The organism is Mycobacterium branderi, from assembly GCF_010728725.1.
GTDB lineage: Bacteria > Actinomycetota > Actinomycetes > Mycobacteriales > Mycobacteriaceae > Mycobacterium > Mycobacterium branderi.
On record NZ_AP022606.1, the window covers coordinates 2,789,002 to 2,809,531 of the forward strand.

The 20,530-nt window shown below is 66.8% G+C and carries 14 protein-coding genes and 1 pseudogene; 5 read left to right on the top strand and 10 right to left on the bottom strand.

The features are described 5' to 3' along the window. Positions 1–45: 45 nt before the first annotated feature. From G6N47_RS29685 to G6N47_RS14380, 4 genes and pseudogenes are all read right to left on the bottom strand, one after another. The gene (locus tag G6N47_RS29685) at positions 46–1,518 is read right to left on the bottom strand and encodes a flavin-containing monooxygenase (RefSeq protein ID WP_264007145.1); all 1,473 of its coding nucleotides are present in this window, start codon (positions 1,516–1,518) and stop codon (positions 46–48) included. Positions 1,519–1,581: 63 nt separating this feature from the next. After that, positions 1,582–2,754: pseudogene (locus tag G6N47_RS29690) on the bottom strand (cytochrome P450); the annotation flags it as partial. Then, positions 2,712–3,308, bottom strand: a complete 597-nt coding sequence (locus G6N47_RS14375) for a TetR/AcrR family transcriptional regulator (protein ID WP_062539311.1) — start codon at positions 3,306–3,308, stop codon at positions 2,712–2,714. The pseudogene G6N47_RS29690 and the gene G6N47_RS14375, both read right to left, overlap by 43 nt. 64 nt (positions 3,309–3,372) lie before the next feature. Continuing rightward, entirely contained in the window at positions 3,373–4,743 is a 1,371-nt protein-coding gene (locus G6N47_RS14380) for a 13E12 repeat family protein (RefSeq protein ID WP_163659650.1), read from the bottom strand. Positions 4,744–4,888: 145 nt separating this feature from the next. On the opposite strand from G6N47_RS14380, the gene G6N47_RS14385 reads away from it, so the two are divergent. After that, on the top strand, positions 4,889–6,142 hold the full coding sequence (locus G6N47_RS14385; protein ID WP_083134404.1) for an alpha/beta hydrolase: 1,254 nt from the start codon (positions 4,889–4,891) through the stop codon (positions 6,140–6,142). Positions 6,143–6,235: 93 nt separating this feature from the next. On the opposite strand, the gene G6N47_RS14390 is transcribed toward G6N47_RS14385, so the two are convergent. From G6N47_RS14390 to G6N47_RS14405, 4 genes are read right to left on the bottom strand one after another with little or no spacing between them, the layout of a single operon-like run. Next, the gene (locus tag G6N47_RS14390) at positions 6,236–7,312 is read right to left on the bottom strand and encodes a PDR/VanB family oxidoreductase (RefSeq protein ID WP_083134403.1); all 1,077 of its coding nucleotides are present in this window, start codon (positions 7,310–7,312) and stop codon (positions 6,236–6,238) included. Between the two features lie 8 nt (positions 7,313–7,320). Beyond that, a complete protein-coding gene (locus G6N47_RS14395) occupies positions 7,321–9,120 on the bottom strand; it encodes an SDR family oxidoreductase (RefSeq protein WP_083134402.1) in 1,800 nt (599 codons plus the stop codon). 3 nt (positions 9,121–9,123) lie between these two features. Further along, complete coding sequence (locus G6N47_RS14400) at positions 9,124–10,032, bottom strand: metal-dependent hydrolase (RefSeq protein WP_083134401.1); 909 nt, start codon at positions 10,030–10,032, stop codon at positions 9,124–9,126. 18 nt (positions 10,033–10,050) lie between these two features. After that, entirely contained in the window at positions 10,051–13,290 is a 3,240-nt protein-coding gene (locus G6N47_RS14405; protein WP_083134400.1) for a fatty acyl-AMP ligase, read from the bottom strand. Positions 13,291–13,922: 632 nt separating this feature from the next. Between G6N47_RS14405 and G6N47_RS14410 the strand changes: the two genes are divergently transcribed. Continuing rightward, on the top strand, positions 13,923–14,228 hold the full coding sequence (locus G6N47_RS14410; protein ID WP_083134399.1) for a hypothetical protein: 306 nt from the start codon (positions 13,923–13,925) through the stop codon (positions 14,226–14,228). A gap of 9 nt (positions 14,229–14,237) precedes the next feature. On the opposite strand, the gene G6N47_RS14415 is transcribed toward G6N47_RS14410, so the two are convergent. Next, a complete protein-coding gene (locus G6N47_RS14415) occupies positions 14,238–15,236 on the bottom strand; it encodes a diacylglycerol/lipid kinase family protein (protein ID WP_083134398.1) in 999 nt (332 codons plus the stop codon). 165 nt (positions 15,237–15,401) lie between these two features. Here G6N47_RS14415 and G6N47_RS14420 point away from each other — a divergent pair, with 165 nt between their 5' ends. Both G6N47_RS14420 and G6N47_RS14425 read left to right on the top strand, forming a co-directional pair. Beyond that, positions 15,402–16,271: an oxidoreductase gene (locus G6N47_RS14420; protein ID WP_083134397.1), complete on the top strand. Its 870-nt coding sequence runs from the start codon at positions 15,402–15,404 to the stop codon at positions 16,269–16,271. A gap of 72 nt (positions 16,272–16,343) precedes the next feature. Continuing rightward, on the top strand, positions 16,344–17,240 hold the full coding sequence (locus G6N47_RS14425; protein ID WP_083134396.1) for a DMT family transporter: 897 nt from the start codon (positions 16,344–16,346) through the stop codon (positions 17,238–17,240). Here the strand turns inward: G6N47_RS14425 and G6N47_RS14430 are convergent. Continuing rightward, positions 17,237–18,808, bottom strand: a complete 1,572-nt coding sequence (locus G6N47_RS14430; RefSeq protein WP_179966384.1) for a PucR family transcriptional regulator — start codon at positions 18,806–18,808, stop codon at positions 17,237–17,239. The two genes, G6N47_RS14425 and G6N47_RS14430, sit on opposite strands and share 4 nt — an antisense overlap. Positions 18,809–18,891: 83 nt before the next feature. On the opposite strand from G6N47_RS14430, the gene pruA reads away from it, so the two are divergent. Then, positions 18,892–20,523 carry an L-glutamate gamma-semialdehyde dehydrogenase gene (gene pruA, locus G6N47_RS14435; RefSeq protein WP_083134395.1) on the top strand — a complete coding sequence of 544 codons (1,632 nt, stop codon included), beginning with the start codon at positions 18,892–18,894 and terminating at the stop codon, positions 20,521–20,523. Positions 20,524–20,530: the final 7 nt, after the last annotated feature.

A 20,530-nucleotide genomic window follows, 5' to 3' on the forward strand; every position in this document is an offset into this window, starting at 1 on the left:
GCGCCCCGCGGCGGGGGGTTGCGCAAGCCTCGGCCGCACGGTTTTTCAGATAGTGAGGATGTAGTCGTCGTCGCGGGGCTGGGTCAGCATCCTGGTCAGCCGCTTGCGGTCAAAGGGCCACAGGTCGATGTGGTTGTCGTCGGCGAAGTACCAGGAGTTGCAGCCGGTATTCCAGACCGTCGGTCTCATTGCCTCGGCGACGTCGTCGGCGAAGCGGCTGGTGGCTTCCTCGGTGATTTCGACGGTGGTGATCTGGCCGTCGCGGAACCGTCGCAGCCATCCGGTGATGTAGTGGGCGGTCAGTTCGGCGACGTGCTGCAGTGACATCGAACCGGAGGGGGAGTTGGGGCCCAGAACGGTGAACAGATTTGGGAATCCGGGGATCGCGGTCATCGCCCAAGCGCGGGGACCCTTCGCCCAGGCGTCGTCGATCGACAGCCCGTCGCGGCCGCGCAGGTTCAGCGGACGCATGTAGTTGTGGGCTTGAAACCCGGTGGCGAGCACAATGACGTCGACCTCGTGGTGTGTGCCGTCGGCGGTTCGTATCCCGGCCGGGGTGATCTCGGTGATGGGCTCGGTAAGGAAGCTGGCGTTCGGCATGGCGATCCGGCGGTAGTAGCTGGCGGAGATCACCTGGCGTTTGCAGAACGGCTGATAACCCGGGGTGAGACGGGCACGAAGGTCCTTGTCGCGCACCTGTATTCGCAGGCACAGCCGCGCATAGTCCTGGGCCAGCCGTCGCCGCCAGGACGGTCGGGTGACCAGGTCGACCACGAGATCCGAGCCGATGCGCTGGCCGCGGTCCACGGTCCAGGCCAGGCCGGGCAATGCTCGCAGGAGCCACCCGACGATCCGCGGTTGGCGCAGTCCCATCGGCATCCACATCACCCACTGCGGCGTGCGGACGAAATGCGTGATATGCGCCGCGGCGGGCTGCAGAGCCGAGAACACTTGTACGCCAGTCGAACCCGTGCCAATCACCGCCACCCGTCGGCCTGCGGTGACGACGTCTGTCCAGCGGGCGGTGTGCACCACCGGTCCGGCGAACGAGTCCAGTCCGGGTATGTCCGGGATTGCGGGATGGTGCAATACCCCGGTGGCGGCGACCAGGAATTCGGCGTCGATCGTGTCACCGTCGGCGGTGGATACCCGCCATCGGTTGTCCGACCACACCGCCGAGGTGACTTCGCAGCCCAGCCGCAGATGCCGGTCCAGTTGGAGGCGGCCGACGAGATCGCGATGGTACTCCCGGATTTCCTCGCCGGTGGCCCAGATGTGTTTCCAGTCGGGTTTGGGCGCGAACGCGAATTGGTAAGTGTGCGATGGCACATCGCATCGCAGGCCAGGGTAGCGGTTCCAGTGCCAGACGCCGCCGACGTCGGATCCTTTTTCCAGAATCGTGAAGTTCTTGAACCCGGCTTGGCGGCAGGTGTGAGCGGCAGCGATGCCCGCCATGCCGGCGCCGACGATCACGATCCGCGGATCGCGTCGGTGGCTTTGGGAGGTTTCGACGGGCAGCGACCGAAGCCCGCGCAGTACCGGGCTGTTGATTCGCGTCGGTTCTGCAGTGGGAGCGAGGTGCGGTAGCCGACGCGCGAGCATTTCGATCGCGGCGCGACTTTCGATGCGGGCCAGCGCATTGCCGATGCAGAAGTGGATACCAGAGCCGAACGCGATGTGCTCGTTGGCATTCCGATCGAGGCGAAACTCGTCGGGGTCTTCCCAGTGGCGGGGATCGCGATTGGCGGAGCCGATCAGCGGCAGCACTCTGGCGCCGGCGGGGATCGTCGTACCGCCGATCGTCACGTCGGTGGTGGCAATCCGAAGAAGACCCTGGCCGGGGGCGTCGAAGCGCAATGTCTCTTCCACGGCGGACGCCGTCAGGGATGGATCGGCGGTGATCTGCTGCCACAGGTCGCGGCGCTGCAGCAGCGCCAGCATGGCGTTGGCGATGAGGTTGGTGGTCGTCTCGTTGCCGGCGACCAGCAGCAGCACGCAGAAGTTGATGAGTTCGACGAGGCTCAGGGCGTCGGTGTCGCCGGTGACCAGCAGGCTGACCAGGTCGTCGCCGGGATTGCGGCGCCGCTGGCGCACGGTTCGCGCGAAGAACCACGAGATTTCGCCCGCGCTGGCAAGCATTTTGGCTTTGCTGCCGCCGGTGAGAAGCCCGTTGACCAGGTTGTCCGACCAGCGTTTGAAGTCGTCGTGCCGATCGGCGGGGATGCCCATCATCTCGGCGATCACGATGGTGGGCAGCGGGGAGGCCAGGTCGGCGACCAAATCGATCGGCTTGTTTTTCGTGGCCATATCGTCGACGAGGCGTTCGGCGATTTGGCGAATCCGTGGCTCCCAGGCGGTGATTCGCCGTGGGGTGAACGCCCGGCTCACTTTGCGGCGCAGCACCGTGTGCTCGGGCGGGTCGCTGGTGAGCAGGGTACGAAGCGGCACAACGCGTCCGAGTGTCCCGGCGAAGCGGTGCGGGATCTTCATCGACGGGTTGAACGGGTTGTCGTCGAAGCGTGAGGCATTGCCGAGATCCGAGGAAAACCGCTGTGCATCGCGCACCGCGACCGTGACATCGTCGTGACGGCTGAGGATCCAGAGATCCGGATCGCTGCTGTGATACACCGGTGCCTCGTCGCGCAGCCGGGCGTAGTGCGGGTAGGGGTCGGCGATGACGGCCGGATCGTTCAAATCGAAGACAGTGTGGGTCATGTGGGCGCTCCGATCGCGGTCATCAGTGTGCGGACCCATTGGCGAATGAATCGGTCCTCGTCGATTCCCAGCGGACGATCATTGTGGATAGACGTTGCGATCCAATAGTTCTCGATCGCACCGAGCCAGATTGCGGTGATCGCTTCGAAGTCGCGGTCTACTGAATCGTCTTGCGGTGCTTTGTCTTGGAGCCACTTGGCCAGAAATTGCCGCGACCGGGCGAATAGCCGGTCGCGGGCGTCGGCCATCACCTCCGGGAACCGGTCGCCTTCCTTGGCCATCACGCGAATCAGGTTGCGCCAGTTGGTCATCAGCACCAGCGAGCCACGGGCAACCAGCGTCAGCTCGGCCTCGAGGTTGCCCAGCGACAGCATCGGCGCGAGCGTGAAACTCGCATCTGCGGTCTGAATAGCCCGCTCGACGGCGGCGGCCATGACCTGTTGCTTCGACCCGAAATGGGTGTACAGGGCTCCGGAGTGCGGCGACAGCCCGGCCGCTTCTTCGATCGAGGCGACCGACGTGCCGGCATAACCGTGTTCGGCGAACAGCCGCAGCGCTTCGTTCAGGATCCGATCGCGGGTGCTGTCGGCCACGGCGTCATCCAATCAAATGCTTGGGTATTCCAAGCATATGCTTGTGTGCTCGGACGCACAAGGCCTACGGGTCGTCGTCGTCTTCGTCGTCGTCTGGCCGGAGGAGTTTGTCGGGGTGCCAGTAGTTGTTGGTGCGGGGTTGGCCGTGGTCGAGGTGTGGGGGTGGTATCCATTCGGTGTCGCCGTGCGCGTTTTTCCGGGTGGTCCAGCCGTCTTCGGTGATGGGGTGGTGCCCGCCGCAGCCTAGGGTGAGGTCGTTGACGTCGGTGGTGTGGCATTGGGCATACGGGGTGCAGTGGTGGGCTTCGCAGTGATAGCCCGGTACCGGGCAATTCGGGAACGTGCACCCGCGATCCTTCGCGTATAACACGATTCGCTGGGCGGGCGACGCTAAACGTTTGGTGTGGTACAGCGCCAGGGCTTTGCCTTTGTCGAAGATGGCTAGGTAGTGGTGGGCGTGGGAGGCGATCCGGATCACATCGGACATCGGCAGTAGTGTTCCGCCGCCGGTGAGGCCGTGTCCGGTGCCGGCTTCGAGGTCTTGCAGGTTGGTGGTGACGATGATGCTGGCCGGTAGCCCGTTGTGCTGGCCGAGGTTTCCGGAGGCGATCAGTGCGCGCAGTCCGGCCAGCAGCCCGTCGTGGTTGCGCTGGCCGGTGCTGCGGGTGTCGCGTTGGGCTGTCTCCTCGCAAGGGGTGCCGTCGACGACGGGTGTCGTGTCGGCGGGGTTGCACATGCCGGGGGCGGCGAGTTTGGCCCACACGGCTTCGAGGGTGGCGCGCAGTTCCGGGGTGATCCAGCCGCTTAGGTGTGACATGAGATCGGGGCCTTGTTTGCCCAGGGTCAGGCCGCGTCGGCGCGCCCGCTCGTCGTCGGAAAAGTCGCCGTCGGGGTTGAGGCAGTCGGTGAGCCGCTGGGCCAACATGGCTAGGTCGTCGGGGCGATGCTGCCCGGCCAACTCGGCCAGGTGGGCCTCGGCGTGTGCGCGGGTTTCGGCGTCGACGAAGCCGGGCAGCCGGTGCATGAAACCACGGATCACCGCCACATGACCGGCGCCGATCTGCCCGCCGCGCTGGGCGGCGGCGGTCGCGGGCAACACCGGCGCCAACGGTTCGCCGGTCATCGCCTGGCGCGGCCCGAGGTCTTTGGCTTCGTGAATGCGCCGACTGGCCTCGGCCGGGGTGATGCGCAACCGCTCGGCCAGCGCAAACCGCAGCGTGCCGCCCAACTCAGTCTCGCTGGCCTGTTCGGCCAGCTGGTTGATCAGCGGATGCTCCACCGCCGGCAACCGCCGGCGGATGGTTTCACAGCGCTCCAACATGGCCAGGCATTCCGGGGTGGTCAACGTATCAAACGTCAGGTCCAGGGCGCGCTTCATGGCAGATTCGAGTGCGTCGAAGGCCTCGACGATCTCCTCACGGCTACTCGAACGCATGTTCGAATGATAACAGGCCAGCCCGGCGGCCGCCACCGATTTCCACAAGTAAAACTAAAGTGACAGAAGTGATTACAGTGGTTCAGGAGGTCGCGCGAGCCCGCGGTAACCCCGACGATCGATGACCGGACACGCGGATGGTTAAGTGACCGTCGTGAAGCAATTGACAGCTGTCTTGGGGTCCCTGACCGGGTTGGCGTTCACCGCCAACGGCTACCGCCCGCTGAGCAAGCGCGGCTACCCCTCGCTGTTCGTCTTCGCCTACGGCGTGTTCGCCTCGGAACTACCGCTGGAAGTCCTCGCCGGCCAATTCGCGACGTTGGCCGCGGTGACCCGGCGGCTGTCTCCGCGGGTGCGCTGGTTCAGCTGGCTGGTGTCGGCGCTGTCATGGCTGGGTCTATTAGGTCTGCATCGCATCGGCCGCCAATCCGACAGGCCGCTCACCGCAGCGCTGGATGTCGGGCTGGGCGCCGGCCGTCGTACCGAATCGGGCGATCTGTGGAAGCGGCCCGCGGGCGCCGGCACCGCCAAGACGCCAGGCGTTATCCGCATGATGCGGGTGTACGGCGACTATGCACACGACACCAATATCAGTTACGGCCCATACGGCTCGCGCAACTATCTCGACATCTGGCGGCGTCCCGATTTGGATCCCAACGGACAGGCCCCGGTGCTGCTGCAGGTTCCCGGCGGTGCATGGATGCTGGGAAGTAAACGCCACCAGGCGTATCCGTTGATGAGTCATCTGGCCGAGTTGGGCTGGGTTTGTGTCGCAATCAACTACCGGCTCAGCCCGCGTTCGACCTGGCCCGACCATATCGTCGACGTCAAACGTGCACTGGCCTGGACCAAGGAAAACATCGCCGAATACGGCGGGGACCCAGACTGGATTGCGATCACCGGCGGCTCAGCGGGCGGCCACTTGTGCGCATTGGCCGCGCTGACCGCGAATGATCCGCAATTCCAACCCGGTTTCGAGGACGCCGACATCAGCGTGCGAGCCGCGGTCCCGTTCTACGGCGTCTACGACTTCACCCATACCGATTCACTGCACCCACTGATGACGCCGACGCTGGGCAAATACGTGTTCAAGCTGTCACGCAACGAAACGGCCGAGGCTCTTTGCGCCGCCTCGCCGATCAGTCACGTCAGTTCCGATGCCCCACCGTTTTTCGTGCTGCATGGGCGTAATGACTCGCTCATCCCGGTCGAACAGGGCCGGGCTTTCGCGGCGCGCCTACGCGAAGTCAGCCACCAGCCAGTTGCCTACGCCGAATTACCCTACGCACAGCACGCTTTCGACATCTTCGGGTCCGCCCGCGCCGCGCACGCTGCGGTGGCCGTCGAACAGTTCTTGGCCGAGATCTACGTGCGCTCCAGGGTTACCTCAGCGACTTGACGTTTCGTCACCGCCGAACCCGACGCGCCGACTGTGCGGTTTGATACGGCCACATCGGCGTGTCGCGGATGAAACTGCACAATCGGCCGAAGATTAGGCGTCGATCACCACACGATCGCCCTTGGCCCGCGAGACGCAGACCAACATTTCGCCGTCGCCCTCGGCGGCGCGTCCTCTGCGCTCCACGTCGCCGGCCAGCACCTTCACCTTGCAGGTTCCGCAGAAACCCTGCTGACACGAATACGGGGTTGCCGGGTCGCGGTCGAGCATGACCGCCAGTGCCGAGCGGTTCGCCGGCACGCTGACCACCTGCCCAGACCGCGCGAGCTCCAGCTCGAAAGGAACACCGTCGATGACCGGCGGCGGACTGAACCGCTCGTAATGCAGTGGTGCATCGGCATGTTCGTCACGCGCCGCCCGCACCGACTCCAGCATGCCGGTCGGTCCGCACACGTAGACCGCCGTCGTCGGCCCCGCGTCGACAAGCAGGTCCTCGGCGGTGGGGATCCGGCCGCGCTCGTCGTCCGCCCACACAGTGACCCGGTCCGGCGCCACCGCCACCAGCTCGTCCAGCAGCGGCATGTACTGGCGGCTGCGGCCGGCATACACTGCGCGCCAATTGATTCCGTGCTGCTGTGCGACCTGAACCATGGGCAGGATCGGCGTTATCCCGATACCGCCGATCACGAACAACACCTCGCGCTCGTCCGTGACGAGGTAGAACGCGTTGCGCGGGCCTTCCAGCACCAGCGTGTCACCCACGTCGAAGGTATCGTGCATCTCGATCGAACCGCCACCGCCGTCGGCGATGCGGCGCACGGCGATGCGGTAGTCGGTGCGCCGGCCGGGCGGACCGCACAGAGAGTACTGCCGGCGACGGCCCGAAGGCAGCCGGACATCGATATGCGCGCCGGGTGTCCACGACGGCAGCAGACCGCCATCGGGATCGGCCAACGTCAACGCCACCACATCGGGGGCCAGCACTTCGCGTTTGGTGACCACCGCCGTGATCGTGCGCTGCACCGGCGCCACCCGCGACGGTGTCCACCGCGACGCGGACGCCAGGCCGCCGAACAGTGTGCCCACGCCGTACAGCGCGGTCAGCGCGCGGTCGCGCTTGCGCCGACCATACAAGTCGGCCGGTCTACTCGCCCAAATGCTTTGCTTCACAGTATCTCTCAGGTTGTTGTGCGGCGATCCGCTGCGCCCGGCTCCGCCGCGCTGGCGATCTCCGCGGTCTGTCGAAGGTCGAACCGCGCGAACAGCCGCACCAGCGAGGGGCTGAGGCGGCGCAGCGCATAGCCGATCCGGGACTCGGCCGCGACCGGCAGTACCGCCGGGCCGGTCCGGATCGCCTTGACGATCGCTTTCGCGACGGCTTCCGGGGTATAGTTACGACGCCGATACGCGGCATCGGCCTTCTGCCGGGCCCGCTCCTGCTGCTCGGCCGAAAAGCCAGCGTACACAGTGCTTTTGGCGATATTAGTATTGACGAAGCCGGGACACACCGCCGTCACCGTAATGCCCTCGTCGGCGAGGTCCGCGCGCAGCGATTCGCTCAATGCGAGCACGGCTGCCTTCGTGGTGCCGTAGGCGACCATGGATTTCGACGGCAAAAACGCTGCGGCCGACGCCACGTTGATGATCGTTCCGCCCTGGCCGCGCTCGACCATCTGCGCGCCGAACACCCGGCTGCCGTTGATGACGCCGCGCACGTTGACCCCGATGATGGTGTCCCAGTGCTCGGGCGTCGTCTCCAGGAACCGGCCCGCCATCCCGATGCCGGCGTTGTTGACCAGGATGTCGACGACGCCATGCTTTTCGTGCACTTGTGCGGCAAGGTCATTCATCGCGGCTTCGTCGCTGACGTCGACCTGGTAGACCGCGGCCTCGGCCCCGGCAGCACGCACGGCCTCCGCGGTTTCGTCCGCGCTGCCGGCATCGAGGTCGACCACCACGACGGTGGCGGCACCCTGACGGGCCAACTCCACCGCGGTGGCCCGGCCGATCCCGGCGCCCGCCCCGGTGACCAGCGCGAGTTTGCCTACCACATCACGGGATCCGGTGTTGACGACCGAACTGCCCGCTGCGCCCTCGGTGACCAGGTCCACCCACTCGCCGGTGAGCCGCGCGATGACGTCCGGACGCGACGTCACCACCCAGTGCCCGCCTTCGATCGGGACGATCCTGCCGCCCGGCGCGAGAGAGCCGGTGAACCGCTGCAGGGCGGGCGACACGAAATAGTCCTTGCGCGCAACCAGCACCTGCACCGGCACTCGTGTTTCCGGCAGCCGTGCCGGCGGCGCCAGGATCGGCGCAGGCATGTTGGCGCGGTAGAGGTTGAGCCCGTTGAGGTAGTCGTGGACCGACCGGTACGGCGCAGGGCGCCGGCTTCGGGTGCTGGACCGGCCGATACGTTCAACCGCCTCAAAGACTTTCACGGTCGCGCGGGACCGGATCGCCAGCTCCGGCACACCCGGGCACAAGAAGAACCAGATGTAGCTGGACGCCAGGACCTGTTTGGCGACGTCCGCCACGGCACGCGGCGTGCGCGGTGACCGCAGGAACTTGCCCGCATAGTTCAGGTGCGGCCCGGAGATCGACGTGAACGACGCGATCCGGCCCATCACCGAGTCGTCGGTGACCGCGGACCAGGCTTGAATCGAGCCCCAGTCGTGGGCCACCAGGTGAACCTCGTCGACCCCAAGGCTGTCGATCACCGCGGCGATGTCCGAAACCAGTTGGGGGAGGCGGTATCCCGACCGGTCGGCCGGCTTGGACGACTCACCGGCCCCGCGCACGTCATAGGCCGCGAAGTTGTACCGGTCGGCAAGCTGCTCCGCGACGCCGTCCCACACGTGGTGGTTGTCCGGATAGCCGTGGATCGCCAGGATGGTCGGTCGCCGCGCGTCGATTTCGCCGTACCGGTGCACGGCCAGGGTGACGCCGTCCGACGCGGTCACGAAAGAGGTGGTCATGGCTTAGTGCGCCGCGCGGGCAGCGGGGGAGCGGGCCAGGTACTCGACCGCGCGCCCGACCCCGCCCAGCTGCGACGGGTGGAAACCCGGCTTGTAGTAGGCGCCGATCACCCGCAGGAACTCGAACGGCCCGGGCACCAAGCCGCGGCGCGCCGCGTCGAAGTAATCCCGCCAGCGCGGTTTGGTTCCCGGCGGCAGGTGCGGGTCGACCGAGTACATGAACCGCACCCCGCGGGCGAATAACCACAGCATCGCCGGCGTCACCAGCAGCTGGGTGCGCACTTGGCGCCAGTACCCGGCCTGCAGGTGCTTCATGGTGTCGAAGGCGACCGCTTTGTGTTCGACTTCTTCCGCGCCGTGCCAGCGCAGCAGGTCCAGCATCACCGGGTCGGCGCCCAGGTCGTCGAGCTGCGGCGTGTCCAGAATCCACTCGCCGAGGATGGCGGTGTAGTGCTCGAGCGCGGCCACGATCGAGACCTGCTCGGCCAGCCAGCTCTGCCGTCGCCGCCTACTCCACCAGGGCCGGTCCCCGATGAGCTTGTCGAACATCCACCGGATCTGGCTGGTGAACGGCGTCATATCGACGCCCTTGGCCGTGAGGTGGTCCGCCACACCGGCGTGCGCCTGGGAATGCATCGCCTCCTGGCTGATGAACCCCTGCACATCCAGCCGCAGCTGGTCGTCGCGGATCAGCGGCAACGCCCTCTTGAAGACGTCGACGATCCACTCCTCGCCCGCCGGCAGCAACAGATGCAGGACATTGCAGAAGTGGGTGGCGAAGACCTCGTTGGGCACGTAGTAGAACGGCAGCTTCGCCCAGTCGAAGTCGACGTCGCGCGCCTGCAGGACGATCCGCTCATGATCGAGCGACTCGTCGTGCGGGCCCGCTGCCTTCTCATCGACGGTAAACATCGCTAACTCCCAGTCTAGTTACGCGCTGTACCGCGCTTCGCTCTCCGCCTCGGTGATCAGACGCTCGCGCCGTAGGAACCCGACGAGATCGTCGACCGTGTCGGCCAGCGCCGGCTCGTGCCGCCGAACCTTGGCCAGCGCCCGCGCCTGCCTGTACTGGCTGTTGTCGTAGCGCTTGTCCCGCATGGCCTGGATCTTGCCGGACGAGCGGGTGAGGAAATCGACCAGCGGGTAGAGCGCATCGCCCGGCGTGCACCGGTGGTTCACCTCGTCGGTGAAGGACGGGATGTCCAGGTAGTCAAAGCGGTAGCCGTGGCGTTCGGACAACAGCCGGGTGATGTCGGTGAGGTTGTAGTAGTCGTCGGCGGTCAAGTTGAACACCGTACCCGCCTGCATCGGAAGGCCCATCAGCGCGACGACGTGATCGGCGATCAAATCCGCCGGCAGCAGGCTGATCTGGTTGCGGGCGTCGACGGCCAGCCCGTGCTCGATCATGAACGCGGTGAGCCGCACCAGGATGTCGTCCTGGCTGCCGAAGCCCGCGTTGGTCGGGGAGATGAGCGACGGACGGTAGATACGCACATCAAGTCCCTGGCGCTGCGCTGCCAGCACCAGCTGCTCGGCGACCCATTTAGTCTGCGAGTAACCGAAGTCCAGGCCGCTCATCTCCTCGTTCGCATAATCTTCGCCGACCACCGGCATGGTGCTCCAGCCGTAGATGAACGTGCTGGAGACCAGGTGGAACGCCTTCCGGTGTGCGGTCATGGCCAGCCGCAGCAGTTCGTGCGTGCCGGCCACGTTGGTGGGCCGCAGGGCGTCGTAGGTGCGGACGTAGTTGACCAGGGCGCCGTTGTGCACGATCGCGTCGATGCTCTCGGCCAGTCGCTGGAACGCGGCCTCGCCGATGCCCAGGTTCGGCTCGGCCAGATCGCCGCAGATCACCCGCACCCGCGCGCGGACCTCGGCTTCCAGGCGCGGCGACCACAGGTGCGCCTGCCGCAACCCGGCAACGATCCGGTCCAGGCCGTGCGCCGCATCGGTGGCTCGCACCAGGGCGTGCACCGTGTAGGACGTCTGCGCCAGCAGGCTGCTGACCAGGAACGGCCCGAGGAATCCGGTGGCGCCGGTCAGCAGGATGTCGGTCGGCACGCCTTCACGCGCCGGCGGCAGGGCCGGCAGCGGCAGTTGCGCGTCGGCACGCATCTGCCGGGTCTCGTATTCCTCATACTCGGCAGCAATCTGGTCCAGTGTCTGCCGCAAGGTCTGGAGCGGCAGCTCGGCCCCCTCTCCGAACTGCCGCATGAGCCGGAAGAACTCGGCAACCGTCAGCCGCTGCAGCAACCGCGTGTTGACCTCTTTGGCCAGCTCGCCGGCGCCGTGCTCTCTTAGCAAGGCCTGCAAGTCGGTGTGGAGTTCCGCCAGGGCAAGCGAGTCGATGCCCAGATCGGCGAAGCTGCAGTCCTCCTGACCAGTCAGGTCGTAGCTCTCGATGAGGTAACGGAAACGGTCCAGCGGACCCGCGCCGGCACCCGGCGCTTCCGGCGCCTGGTGCGAGTGGGTCGCCAGCACGGGCAGCTTGCCGTCCAGCCACAGCTGACGGGTGTGCGCGCGCCGGATCTTCCCCGACGTGGTCTTGGGAATGCTGCGCGGCGGCGAGAACACGATGGTCTGCGGATCGATGTGGCAGTGCCGGCGGATCGCCCGCGCCAGCATCTTGGCGTCCGGCAGCGCGTCCTTGTCGCGCACCTCGGCGACCACGACCAGTGATTCCTGGTCGTCGCGCTCGACCGAGAAGGCGGCCACGCAGCCGCCGCGGACCTGTGCGGCCGAGCGTTCCACGACGGCCTCGATGTCCGACGGGTAGCAGTTGACGCCGCGCACGATGATCAGGTCCTTGCGCCGGCCGCAGACGAACAGCTCGCCCTCGTAGAGGAAGCCGAGATCGCCGGTTCGCAGATAGGTGTGGTCGTCGTCGCCGACGATGCGCGCCTCGAACGTCTCCGCGCTGAGTTCGGGACGGCGCCAGTAGCCGCCGCCCTTGGACGCGCCGTCCACCCAGACCTCGCCGATCCGGCCCTCGGCCAGGTCCTGCCGCGACTCGGGGTCGACGATGCGGATCACGTTTCCGGCGACGGGCTTGCCGGAGCTCACCAGCGGCGTCTGGTTGTTGTTTTCGGGCACGGCCTTTTCGACCCGCACCGCGTTCTGCTCCAGCGCTCGCTTGTTCACGGTCACGGTCTGGCGCCCCTTGAGCGTCACCGCCAGGGTGTTTTCGGCGAGACCGTACGCGCCGGTCAGCGCGTCGGGCCGCAGACCGTAGGGAGCGAAGCGCTCCCGGAAGCGGGCAAACGTCTTGTCGCGCAAAGGTTCTGCGCCGACCACGATGCTGTCCAGGCTGCTCAGGTCAAGGCCGGCCAGTTCGGCGGTGGGAAGCTTGTCCTCCCGCAGGCAGTACTCCAGGCCGAAGTTCGGCGCCGGCGTGTGGGTGCCGCGGACCTCGCTGATCAGCCGCAGCCAGGCAGAGGGCCGCTGGAGGAAGTCGGCCGGCGACATCCCGTGTGTGGTCCCGCCGAGCACGACGATGAACAAGTAGGCGGAGATCAGCCCCATGTCGTGGTGCTGCGGCAGCCAGCTGACCGCGACTTCCTTGCCGGTGAACGCCGAGGCGTTGGCGATGACGTTGGCGTGGCTGACGATCACGCCCTTGGGGTCGCTGGTGGAACCGGAGGTGTACTGCAGGAACAGCACCGGACCGGGGGTGTCCGCGACGGCAGCGCCACCGAAGTCCTGCGTGGCATCCGTGGCGAACCACGGCAACTCCGGCAGCTGCGCGACGTCGGCCCAGGGCAGCCCGCCTTGCTGGTTGCCCAGCAGCGAGCGGAAGTCGTACTCGAGTTGCTTGGTCGACAGCACGGCCTTGGCCTGGCAGTCCCGCGCGATGAAGCTGAGCTTGGCCAGCCCCGCTTCGAAGGACATCGGCAGGGGAGGGCTGACCGGAACGGCGATCACGCCGATGCGCGCGCAGGCGTAGAAGGCCGCGACCATCTCCAGGCCCGGGGGGTAGACCAGCAGCGCCCGGTCTCCCGGCCGCAGCCCGGCCTCCGTTGAAAGGTAGGCGGCCAGCTCACGCGTCCGCTCGGCGAAGCTCTGGTAGGTGTAGTGCTCGAGCTCGCGGCCCTCGATGTCGACGAACCGGTAGAGGGTCTGGTCCGGCTGCCGCGCTTCCCACTTCTCGAGGTAATCGATAAGCGTCTCCATCGTCCGGAGTCACTCTCCCTTCCAGGCTCGTCTTAACTGCAATCAATAGAACAACTTCGTTACTGGATACAGCCGATCGTAGCGCTGCTAAGCAATGTCTGGCAAAGTCTAATCAGGCTTTTTAGTGGCCATACACTGAACTCACAACAACTTCCCAGCTTTCTGAAGTGGGTGCGGCATTTACGGGCGGTGTGTCGATGTGTTTCTGCTCACTGAATCAACCCCAACAGGGCGCTATTAGTCCATAGATACTGCGATCAGTAGCTCAGTGGATCATAAATTCCCAGGTAAGACGTCTTTAATTCTGCGGATACGCTATTACTGGACTACTGAAACGTAATTTTCTGTAACCGCTGATATTTCGCGTCCGGTTTGTGCTCTGGCCCGGCCGACCGGCTTTTGGTCGTCGCCGGATTAGTAGAAATGTGTGCAAGAAAGATCCATAGCGCGGTCGGTATATGGACAAATCCCCGCAACCCCAGCAAACACTGTCTGTCATCGCCGAGGGCGATGGCTCCTGGGTTGCCGCCCGTCGGCGACGCCAGGCAACGGCATCGACCCGCGGCGCTACAGAAGTCATAATGTACTGAGATACGGATTACTGAGATACGTTGCCGAGAAGGAGGCCGACGATGAGCGGTATCAGAGGCGACGACGGGCGGCCTCGCGCCGCAGGTGGGCGGGTCACACCCGCGGTGGCGGCGGCGCCGACCGAACCGTTCGCCATCGGCCGGACACGGACTGCCCGAACACGACGGACGGTCGATCTTTCAGCCGCCCAGCACCGGGCCCTCGACATCTGGCAGCGAGAAGCCGCCGACCGGCTCGGACTCGCCCGCGTCACCGGACAAGAGGTCCTCGTTGCACTCGTCGACCAACTGCTGAGCGACCCGAAGCTCTCCACGCAGATCATCCGCACCATCCGCGCTCGGCGGTGAAGGGCGCGGCTAGCCGTGCGCTACCGGGGCGACGCGGATGCGCGGCCCGGCGCGGGCGACAAGCCTGACGATGCCGTCGAACCGCTCGCCGTCGATGATCGGTGACAGCGGCTCGTCGTCGGCCTCGATGATCATCTCTTTGCCGTTGACGTCGCGGACCCCGCTACCGCGCAGCCTGCCGTAGGTGAGCGCTGCGGGAAGCTGCACGACAATGCTCGACGGCCTGATCTCCCCGGCCTGGAAATGCAGCGCGCCGGGTTCGGACGCCCGTGGGAACAGCCGGAACGGACCCCCGATGCGCAGGTCGATCGCGCCGGCGTGCAGCACCCGGTGCGTCCGGGTCGGAACCTCCTCGCCGTCGATGACGACGCGGGCATGCGTCGGCGCGAACAAGTGGGCCGCCCAGTTCTCCCTGTCCATGTGGCCGGGAGCGACCTTGTTGGTGATGTAGTCGCCGAAGGTGCGACCGATCACCCGGGCGACGGCCGCACGGCCGTGATCGGGGTTGGCGTAGTACTTGTCGTAGAACCGGTTGCCCACACCTCCGGCGGCCATCCCGAAGCACAGCCGGTGAAACGGCGCACCGTCCGCGGTTGCGCCGTCGAGCTCCAGGGTGTCGAGCGACATTTCGGGCGGGAACCTGTCTTTGGCCGCGGCAGCGGTCAGTGTGCGAACGATCGCGTCGGCGCGCCCGCGCACCCGTGCCTTGCGCGCGACGGCGTTGACGCTGCCGCCGTTGGTGGGCACGAAAGCCGGCCATTGTTCCGGATCGCCGACGCAGTGCTGCATTTCGTTGACCAACCAGTGCAGGGCGCCGTCGCCGCCGTCACCCACCAGATGCGTGACCCGCGGATGGAGCTCCTCGATGACCTTGCGGAGCTCCTCGATCGAGGCGGTTTCGTGCACTTCGCCCCACGGCCCGACGATGCGGCGCAGCTCTTCGCTGCGATCTCCCCGCGCGGCCAGGTTCTTGCGTGCGCGCGGATTGACGATGACGCCTAAATACATCCGCAGATCTCCGTTGAGGGAATGCTCCTCGGCGGGTGCGCGGGTGCGCTCAGGTGGGATTTCGCACGCATCCCGTGGACGATACCTGCGACGGCGTTTTCGCCGGGCAATCGGCTGACCGGCGGCGGTGTTCGACGCTCATGCGGACTCATTACTGTGTCTGCCATGCCTGGTTGGACCGCAGCAGACCTGCCCTCGTTCGCCGGACGCACTGTCGTCGTCACCGGCGCCAACGCCGGGCTGGGTGAGGTGACCGCCCGCGAGCTGGCTCGTGTCGGTGCCCACGTCATCCTCGCGGTGCGCAACACCGAAAAGGGTGAGGCCGCCGCCCGGCGCATGACCGGAGACGTCGAGGTACGTCGGCTCGACCTGGAAGATCTGTCGTCGGTGCGGGCTTTCGCCGACGGCGTGGACGCGGTCGACGTCCTGGTCAACAACGCCGGGATCATGGCCGTCGACCACGCGCTGACCGTCGACGGCTTCGAGCGCCACATCGGCACCAACCACCTCGGCCACTTCGCGCTGACCAACCTGCTGTTGCCCAGGCTCACCGACCGCGTGGTGACGGTGTCGTCGCTCATGCACATGTTTGGCTACATCAGCCTCAAAGACCTGAACTGGCAGTCCCGCCCGTATTCGCGGTGGCTGGCCTATAGCCAGTCCAAACTGGCCAACCTGCTGTTCACCAGTGAGCTGCAGCAGCGCCTGCAGACCGCCGGCACGTCGCTGCGGGCGCTGGCCGCCCACCCCGGCTGGTCGCATACCAACCTGCAGGGCCAGTCCGGACGCACAGTCAGCGACGCGGTGGTACTGGCCGTCGACCGGGTGGTGTCCACCGATGCCGACTTCGGTGCCCGGCAGACGTTGTACGCGGTGTCGCAGGATCTGCCCGGCGACACCTACGTCGGCCCGCGGTTCGCGTTTTACGGTTCCAGCGGGCCGACCTGGCGTAACTGGCCGGCGAAGCGGTCGAGCACCGCGGCGGCGCTCTGGGAGTTGTCCGAGCAGCTGACCGACACCAAGTTTCCGCTCTGAGGGTGCACAGACGTCGCGGTTTCGCCGCGAAGCTCGTCGAGCACACTTGTGAGCACTAGGCAAGGAGGTCAGATGTCGAATACGGATATCGCGGGGTTTCTTGCGCTCTGCGCCGCGCTGGCCGCCGCGATCGGCAGTGTGGTCCGCCAGCGGATCGCACAGCAGATCACCGACGAACAGGTCGGCCACTTGGCGCTATTCGGGATGTTGGTGCGCGACGGCCGGTGGTGGCTCGGCGGTTTGGGGGACGTCGCCAGTTACTGCCTGCTTGCCGCTGCACTCGACAAGGGGTCGGTCATGTTGGTCACGGCACTGCAGGTGACCGTGCTGCTGTTCGCCCTGCCCATCTATGCGCGGGTGACCCGTCATCGGATTACTCGCCGGGAGTGGATCTGGGCGGTCGTACTGGCCGCAGCCTTGGCGGTTGTCGTCACGGTCGGTGATCCGACGGCCGGCCAATCCCGCGGCTCGCTGGAAACCTGGATCGTCGTGGCCCTCGTGATGGGCCCGGCATTGGCGTTGTGTGTGGTGGGCGCCCGGATCTGGTCGGATCGCCCGGCCGCGGCGGTCCTGCTGGCGGCGGTGTCGGGTTCGGCGTTGGCGCTCTTCGCGGTGCTGACCAAGGGCATTGTCGACGTGCTCGAACACGGGGCAGGTGCGCTCTTGCGAACCCCGGAGTTGTATGCCTGGATCTTGGCCGCGGTGGTCGGAATGATCTTCCAGCAGTCGGCTTTTCGGGCCGGCGCGCTGACGGCTTCCCTTCCGACGATCACCGTGGCGAAGCCGGTGGTGGCCACGGCGCTGGGGATCCTCGTGCTCAAGGAGACCTTGGAAGCCGATGGGCCGGAGTGGCTTTTGCTGGTGGCGGCGGCGGTGCTGGTGATCGTGGCGACCGTTGGCCTGGCACGCGGAGAGGCCGCCACGATGACGGCCGGCGCCGGGCACGACGCGAAGGTCGACGCGCTTTAGCGCTCTGTGGCCCGCAGGCTCAGCGAAAGCACCAGCCGCACATCGGGTTCGGCGAGCGACGTCGACAGCAGCCGTTCGATCCGGCGGACCCGGTAGCGCACGGTGTTGGGATGCACGTGCAGCTGCTGTGCCGCCGCGCCGACATCGCCGAAGCTGTCCAGGTACGTGCGCAGCGTTTCGGCCAGCGCCGGCTCACGGGTACGTAGCTCGCGGACCCGTGGGTCGACGAGCCGGTCGTCGGCACCGACCATCGTGACGATCTCGTCGAGCAGCACGGTGGTGCGCGCCTCGGCCAGCGAGCTGACCTGACCGATCGAATCCGGGTGGCGCGCAGCGCTATCCAGCACGCGGTCGACCTCGGCACGGGCCGCGGCCACCCCGGCCAGTCCGTTGACGGGCGCTGCGATGACGGCCCGCAGGCGCAGCCCCAGCTCGGTGTGCAGAGAGCCGATGGTGCCGCGAACCCAGGATGCGACCGACGCGGGTTTGGCGGTGTGGGGAAGCAACACATATGTCCGCGAGCCGCTCGACGTGACCTGGGCGTCGGCGCGAAAAGCGCTGGCGCTCAATGCGATTATGTCGGGCAGTCGGGTGTGTCGATCGGCGGAGTCGACGCCGAGAAGTGCGGCGCTGCCGTCGGCGGCAATGCCCAGTTCGTGGGCGATGTCGCTGGTGTCGAGGCGTTCCTTGTCGGCCAGGCCCAGCAGCTGCTGGACCCGCAGCGCGTGCGTCGAGGGCCGCGCCGCCAGCCGCGACATGGTCCGGGCAGCCAGCACCGCGGCGCCGCGCAGCACTTCCTCGGCATCGTCGGCCAGCGGCCGCGAGCCGCGCTGCACCCAGATGGTCCCGACGAACGCAGGAGGGCGCCGCGCGTCGACCGGTGGCTGGTGAATGCCGATCGCCAGCCGCGAGCGCAGGCCCAACTCCGGGCGCTCCTTGACGTGCACCACCTCGTCGCCCGCCCGCAGCGCGTCGAAGATGCCGGCGCGGCTGATCCACTCCAGATGCTCGGGCGGACCGGCGCGGCCGAGGATCGACAGCCGCCGCAACTCGTCGGCCTCGTCGTTGGACGCCGAATAGGCCAGCACATGCGACTGCTCGTCCTCGATGCTGACCATGCCGTGGATGCGGTCGGCCACCGACTGGGCCAGACCGAAGAGGTCTGTCCCCGAGTCGTAGCGGGGGTCCGTTCGATGATGCTCCAAGACGTGATTGACCAAGCGGTACAACCGTTCCCAGCGGGCCCGCGGGTCCACGGCGACCACCGCTGACCCGGCCTTGGCGGCACGACCCACCAGCGCACCGGAGGGCTGCTTGGCGAAGATGGCCACCGGCGCACTCGACTGCGTGCCGATCCAGCGCTGCGCCTCGTCGTCGCTGACGCCGAGCAGGAAAAACACGTCGGCCGAATCCGCGCCCGGCGCCAGGCCGAGACGTACGTCGTCGGAGTCGATCAGCGCCGCCGACGCCACCGGCAGATCCAAGCCGCGCGGGGCGTCGACCAGGCTGACCATGGTCGCGTCCAGGGCCAGCAGCAACTGGCCCAGCCCGACGCCCGTCACCCGCATATTGTGCGATTCTACTGTCGAAAGCCCCTCGGGTTGTCTGATCGGCCAAAGGCTGTGCGCTTCTTGGCGGGGATCCTGAGGGCATGGACGCGATCACTGATGTTCCGCTGCCCGTCAACGAACCGGTTCACGACTACGCGCCGCGTTCACCGGAACGCGGTCGGCTGCTTACAGCGCTGAGCTCGCTTGCCGACAACCCGATCGACCTGCCGCATGTGATCGCCGGCGAGCATCGGATGGGCGGCGGCGAGCGGATCGACGTCGTGCAACCACACCGCCATGCCGCCCGGCTGGGCACGTTGACCAACGCGACGCACGCCGACGCCGCGGCGGCCGTCGAGGCCGCGATGGCCGCGCGGTTGGATTGGGCCGCAATGCCGTTCGACGAGCGCGCTGCGATCTTCTTGCGGGCCGCAGACCTGCTGGCCGGGCCGTGGCGGGAAAAGATCGCGGCCGCAACCATGCTCGGCCAATCCAAGACCGCCTACCAGGCCGAGATCGACGCGCCCTGCGAGCTGATCGACTTCTGGCGGTTCAACGTCGCGTTTGCCCGCCGGATCCTGGCGCAACAGCCTCTGAGCGGGCCCGGCGAATGGAACCGCACCGACTACCGGCCGCTGGACGGATTCGCCTACGCGATCACGCCGTTCAACTTCTCCTCGATCGCCGGGAACCTGCCCACCGCTCCGGCGTTGATGGGCAACACCGTGGTGTGGAAGCCGTCGATCACTCAGACTCTGGCGGCCTATCTGACCATGCAGCTGCTCGAGGCCGCCGGGTTGCCGCCGGGGGTGGTCAACCTGGTCACCGGCGACGGCTACGCGGTTTCCGATGTGGCGCTGGCGGATTCGCGGCTGGCCGGTATCCACTTCACCGGGTCGACGGCCACCTTCCAACGGCTGTGGCGCGAGGTCGGCGCCAACATCGACCGTTACGTCGGCTATCCGAGGCTGGTAGGCGAGACCGGTGGTAAGGACTTCGTGGTGGCGCACGCGTCGGCGCAGCCGGATGTGCTGCGCACCGCGTTGATCCGCGGCGCGTTCGACTACCAGGGCCAGAAGTGCTCGGCGGCATCGCGGGCGTTCATTGCGCATTCGGTGTGGCAAAAGATGGGCGACGACTTCCTGGCCGCCACAGCCCAATTGCGCTACGGCGACATCACCGACTTCACCAATTTCGGCGGGGCACTGATCGACAGTCGGGCGTTCACGAAGAATGTGGACGCCATCGAGCGGGCCAAGGGTGCGGCCGGTGTCACCATTGCCGTCGGCGGCGAATACGACGACAGCGAAGGCTATTTCGTGCGCCCGACGGTGCTGTTGTCCGACGACCCGACCGACGAAGCGTTCGCCACCGAGTACTTCGGCCCGCTGTTGTCGGTGCACGTCTACCCTGACGACGCCTACGAGCGGATCCTCGACGTGGTCGACACCGGATCGCGTTACGCCCTGACCGGGGCGGTGATCGCCGATGACCGCGACGCGGTGCTGACCGCGCAGAACCGGTTGCGATTCGCCGCCGGCAACTTCTATGTCAACGACAAGCCGACGGGAGCGGTGGTGGGACGTCAGCCGTTCGGTGGTTCGCGGGGCTCGGGCACCAACGACAAGGCGGGTTCGTCGTTGAATCTGCTGCGCTGGACGTCGGCGCGCACGATCAAGGAGACGTTCGTGCCGGCCACCGAGCACCTGTACCCGCACATGGCGGCGGACTGATGGCCGG

Excerpts from the sequence above, each read along its gene's own strand:
- G6N47_RS14380 (WP_163659650.1), bottom strand. The coding sequence starts at position 4,743 with ATGCGTTCGAGTAGCCGTGAGGAGATCGTCGAGGCCTTCGACGCACTC.
- G6N47_RS14395 (WP_083134402.1), bottom strand. The coding sequence starts at position 9,120 with ATGACCACCTCTTTCGTGACCGCGTCGGACGGCGTCACCCTGGCCGTG.
- G6N47_RS14400 (WP_083134401.1), bottom strand. The coding sequence starts at position 10,032 with ATGTTTACCGTCGATGAGAAGGCAGCGGGCCCGCACGACGAGTCGCTC.
- G6N47_RS14405 (WP_083134400.1), bottom strand. The coding sequence starts at position 13,290 with ATGGAGACGCTTATCGATTACCTCGAGAAGTGGGAAGCGCGGCAGCCG.
- G6N47_RS14410 (WP_083134399.1), top strand. The coding sequence starts at position 13,923 with ATGAGCGGTATCAGAGGCGACGACGGGCGGCCTCGCGCCGCAGGTGGG.
- G6N47_RS14415 (WP_083134398.1), bottom strand. The coding sequence starts at position 15,236 with ATGTATTTAGGCGTCATCGTCAATCCGCGCGCACGCAAGAACCTGGCC.
- G6N47_RS14420 (WP_083134397.1), top strand. The coding sequence starts at position 15,402 with ATGCCTGGTTGGACCGCAGCAGACCTGCCCTCGTTCGCCGGACGCACT.
- G6N47_RS14425 (WP_083134396.1), top strand. The coding sequence starts at position 16,344 with ATGTCGAATACGGATATCGCGGGGTTTCTTGCGCTCTGCGCCGCGCTG.
- G6N47_RS14430 (WP_179966384.1), bottom strand. The coding sequence starts at position 18,808 with ATGCGGGTGACGGGCGTCGGGCTGGGCCAGTTGCTGCTGGCCCTGGAC.
- pruA (WP_083134395.1), top strand. The coding sequence starts at position 18,892 with ATGGACGCGATCACTGATGTTCCGCTGCCCGTCAACGAACCGGTTCAC.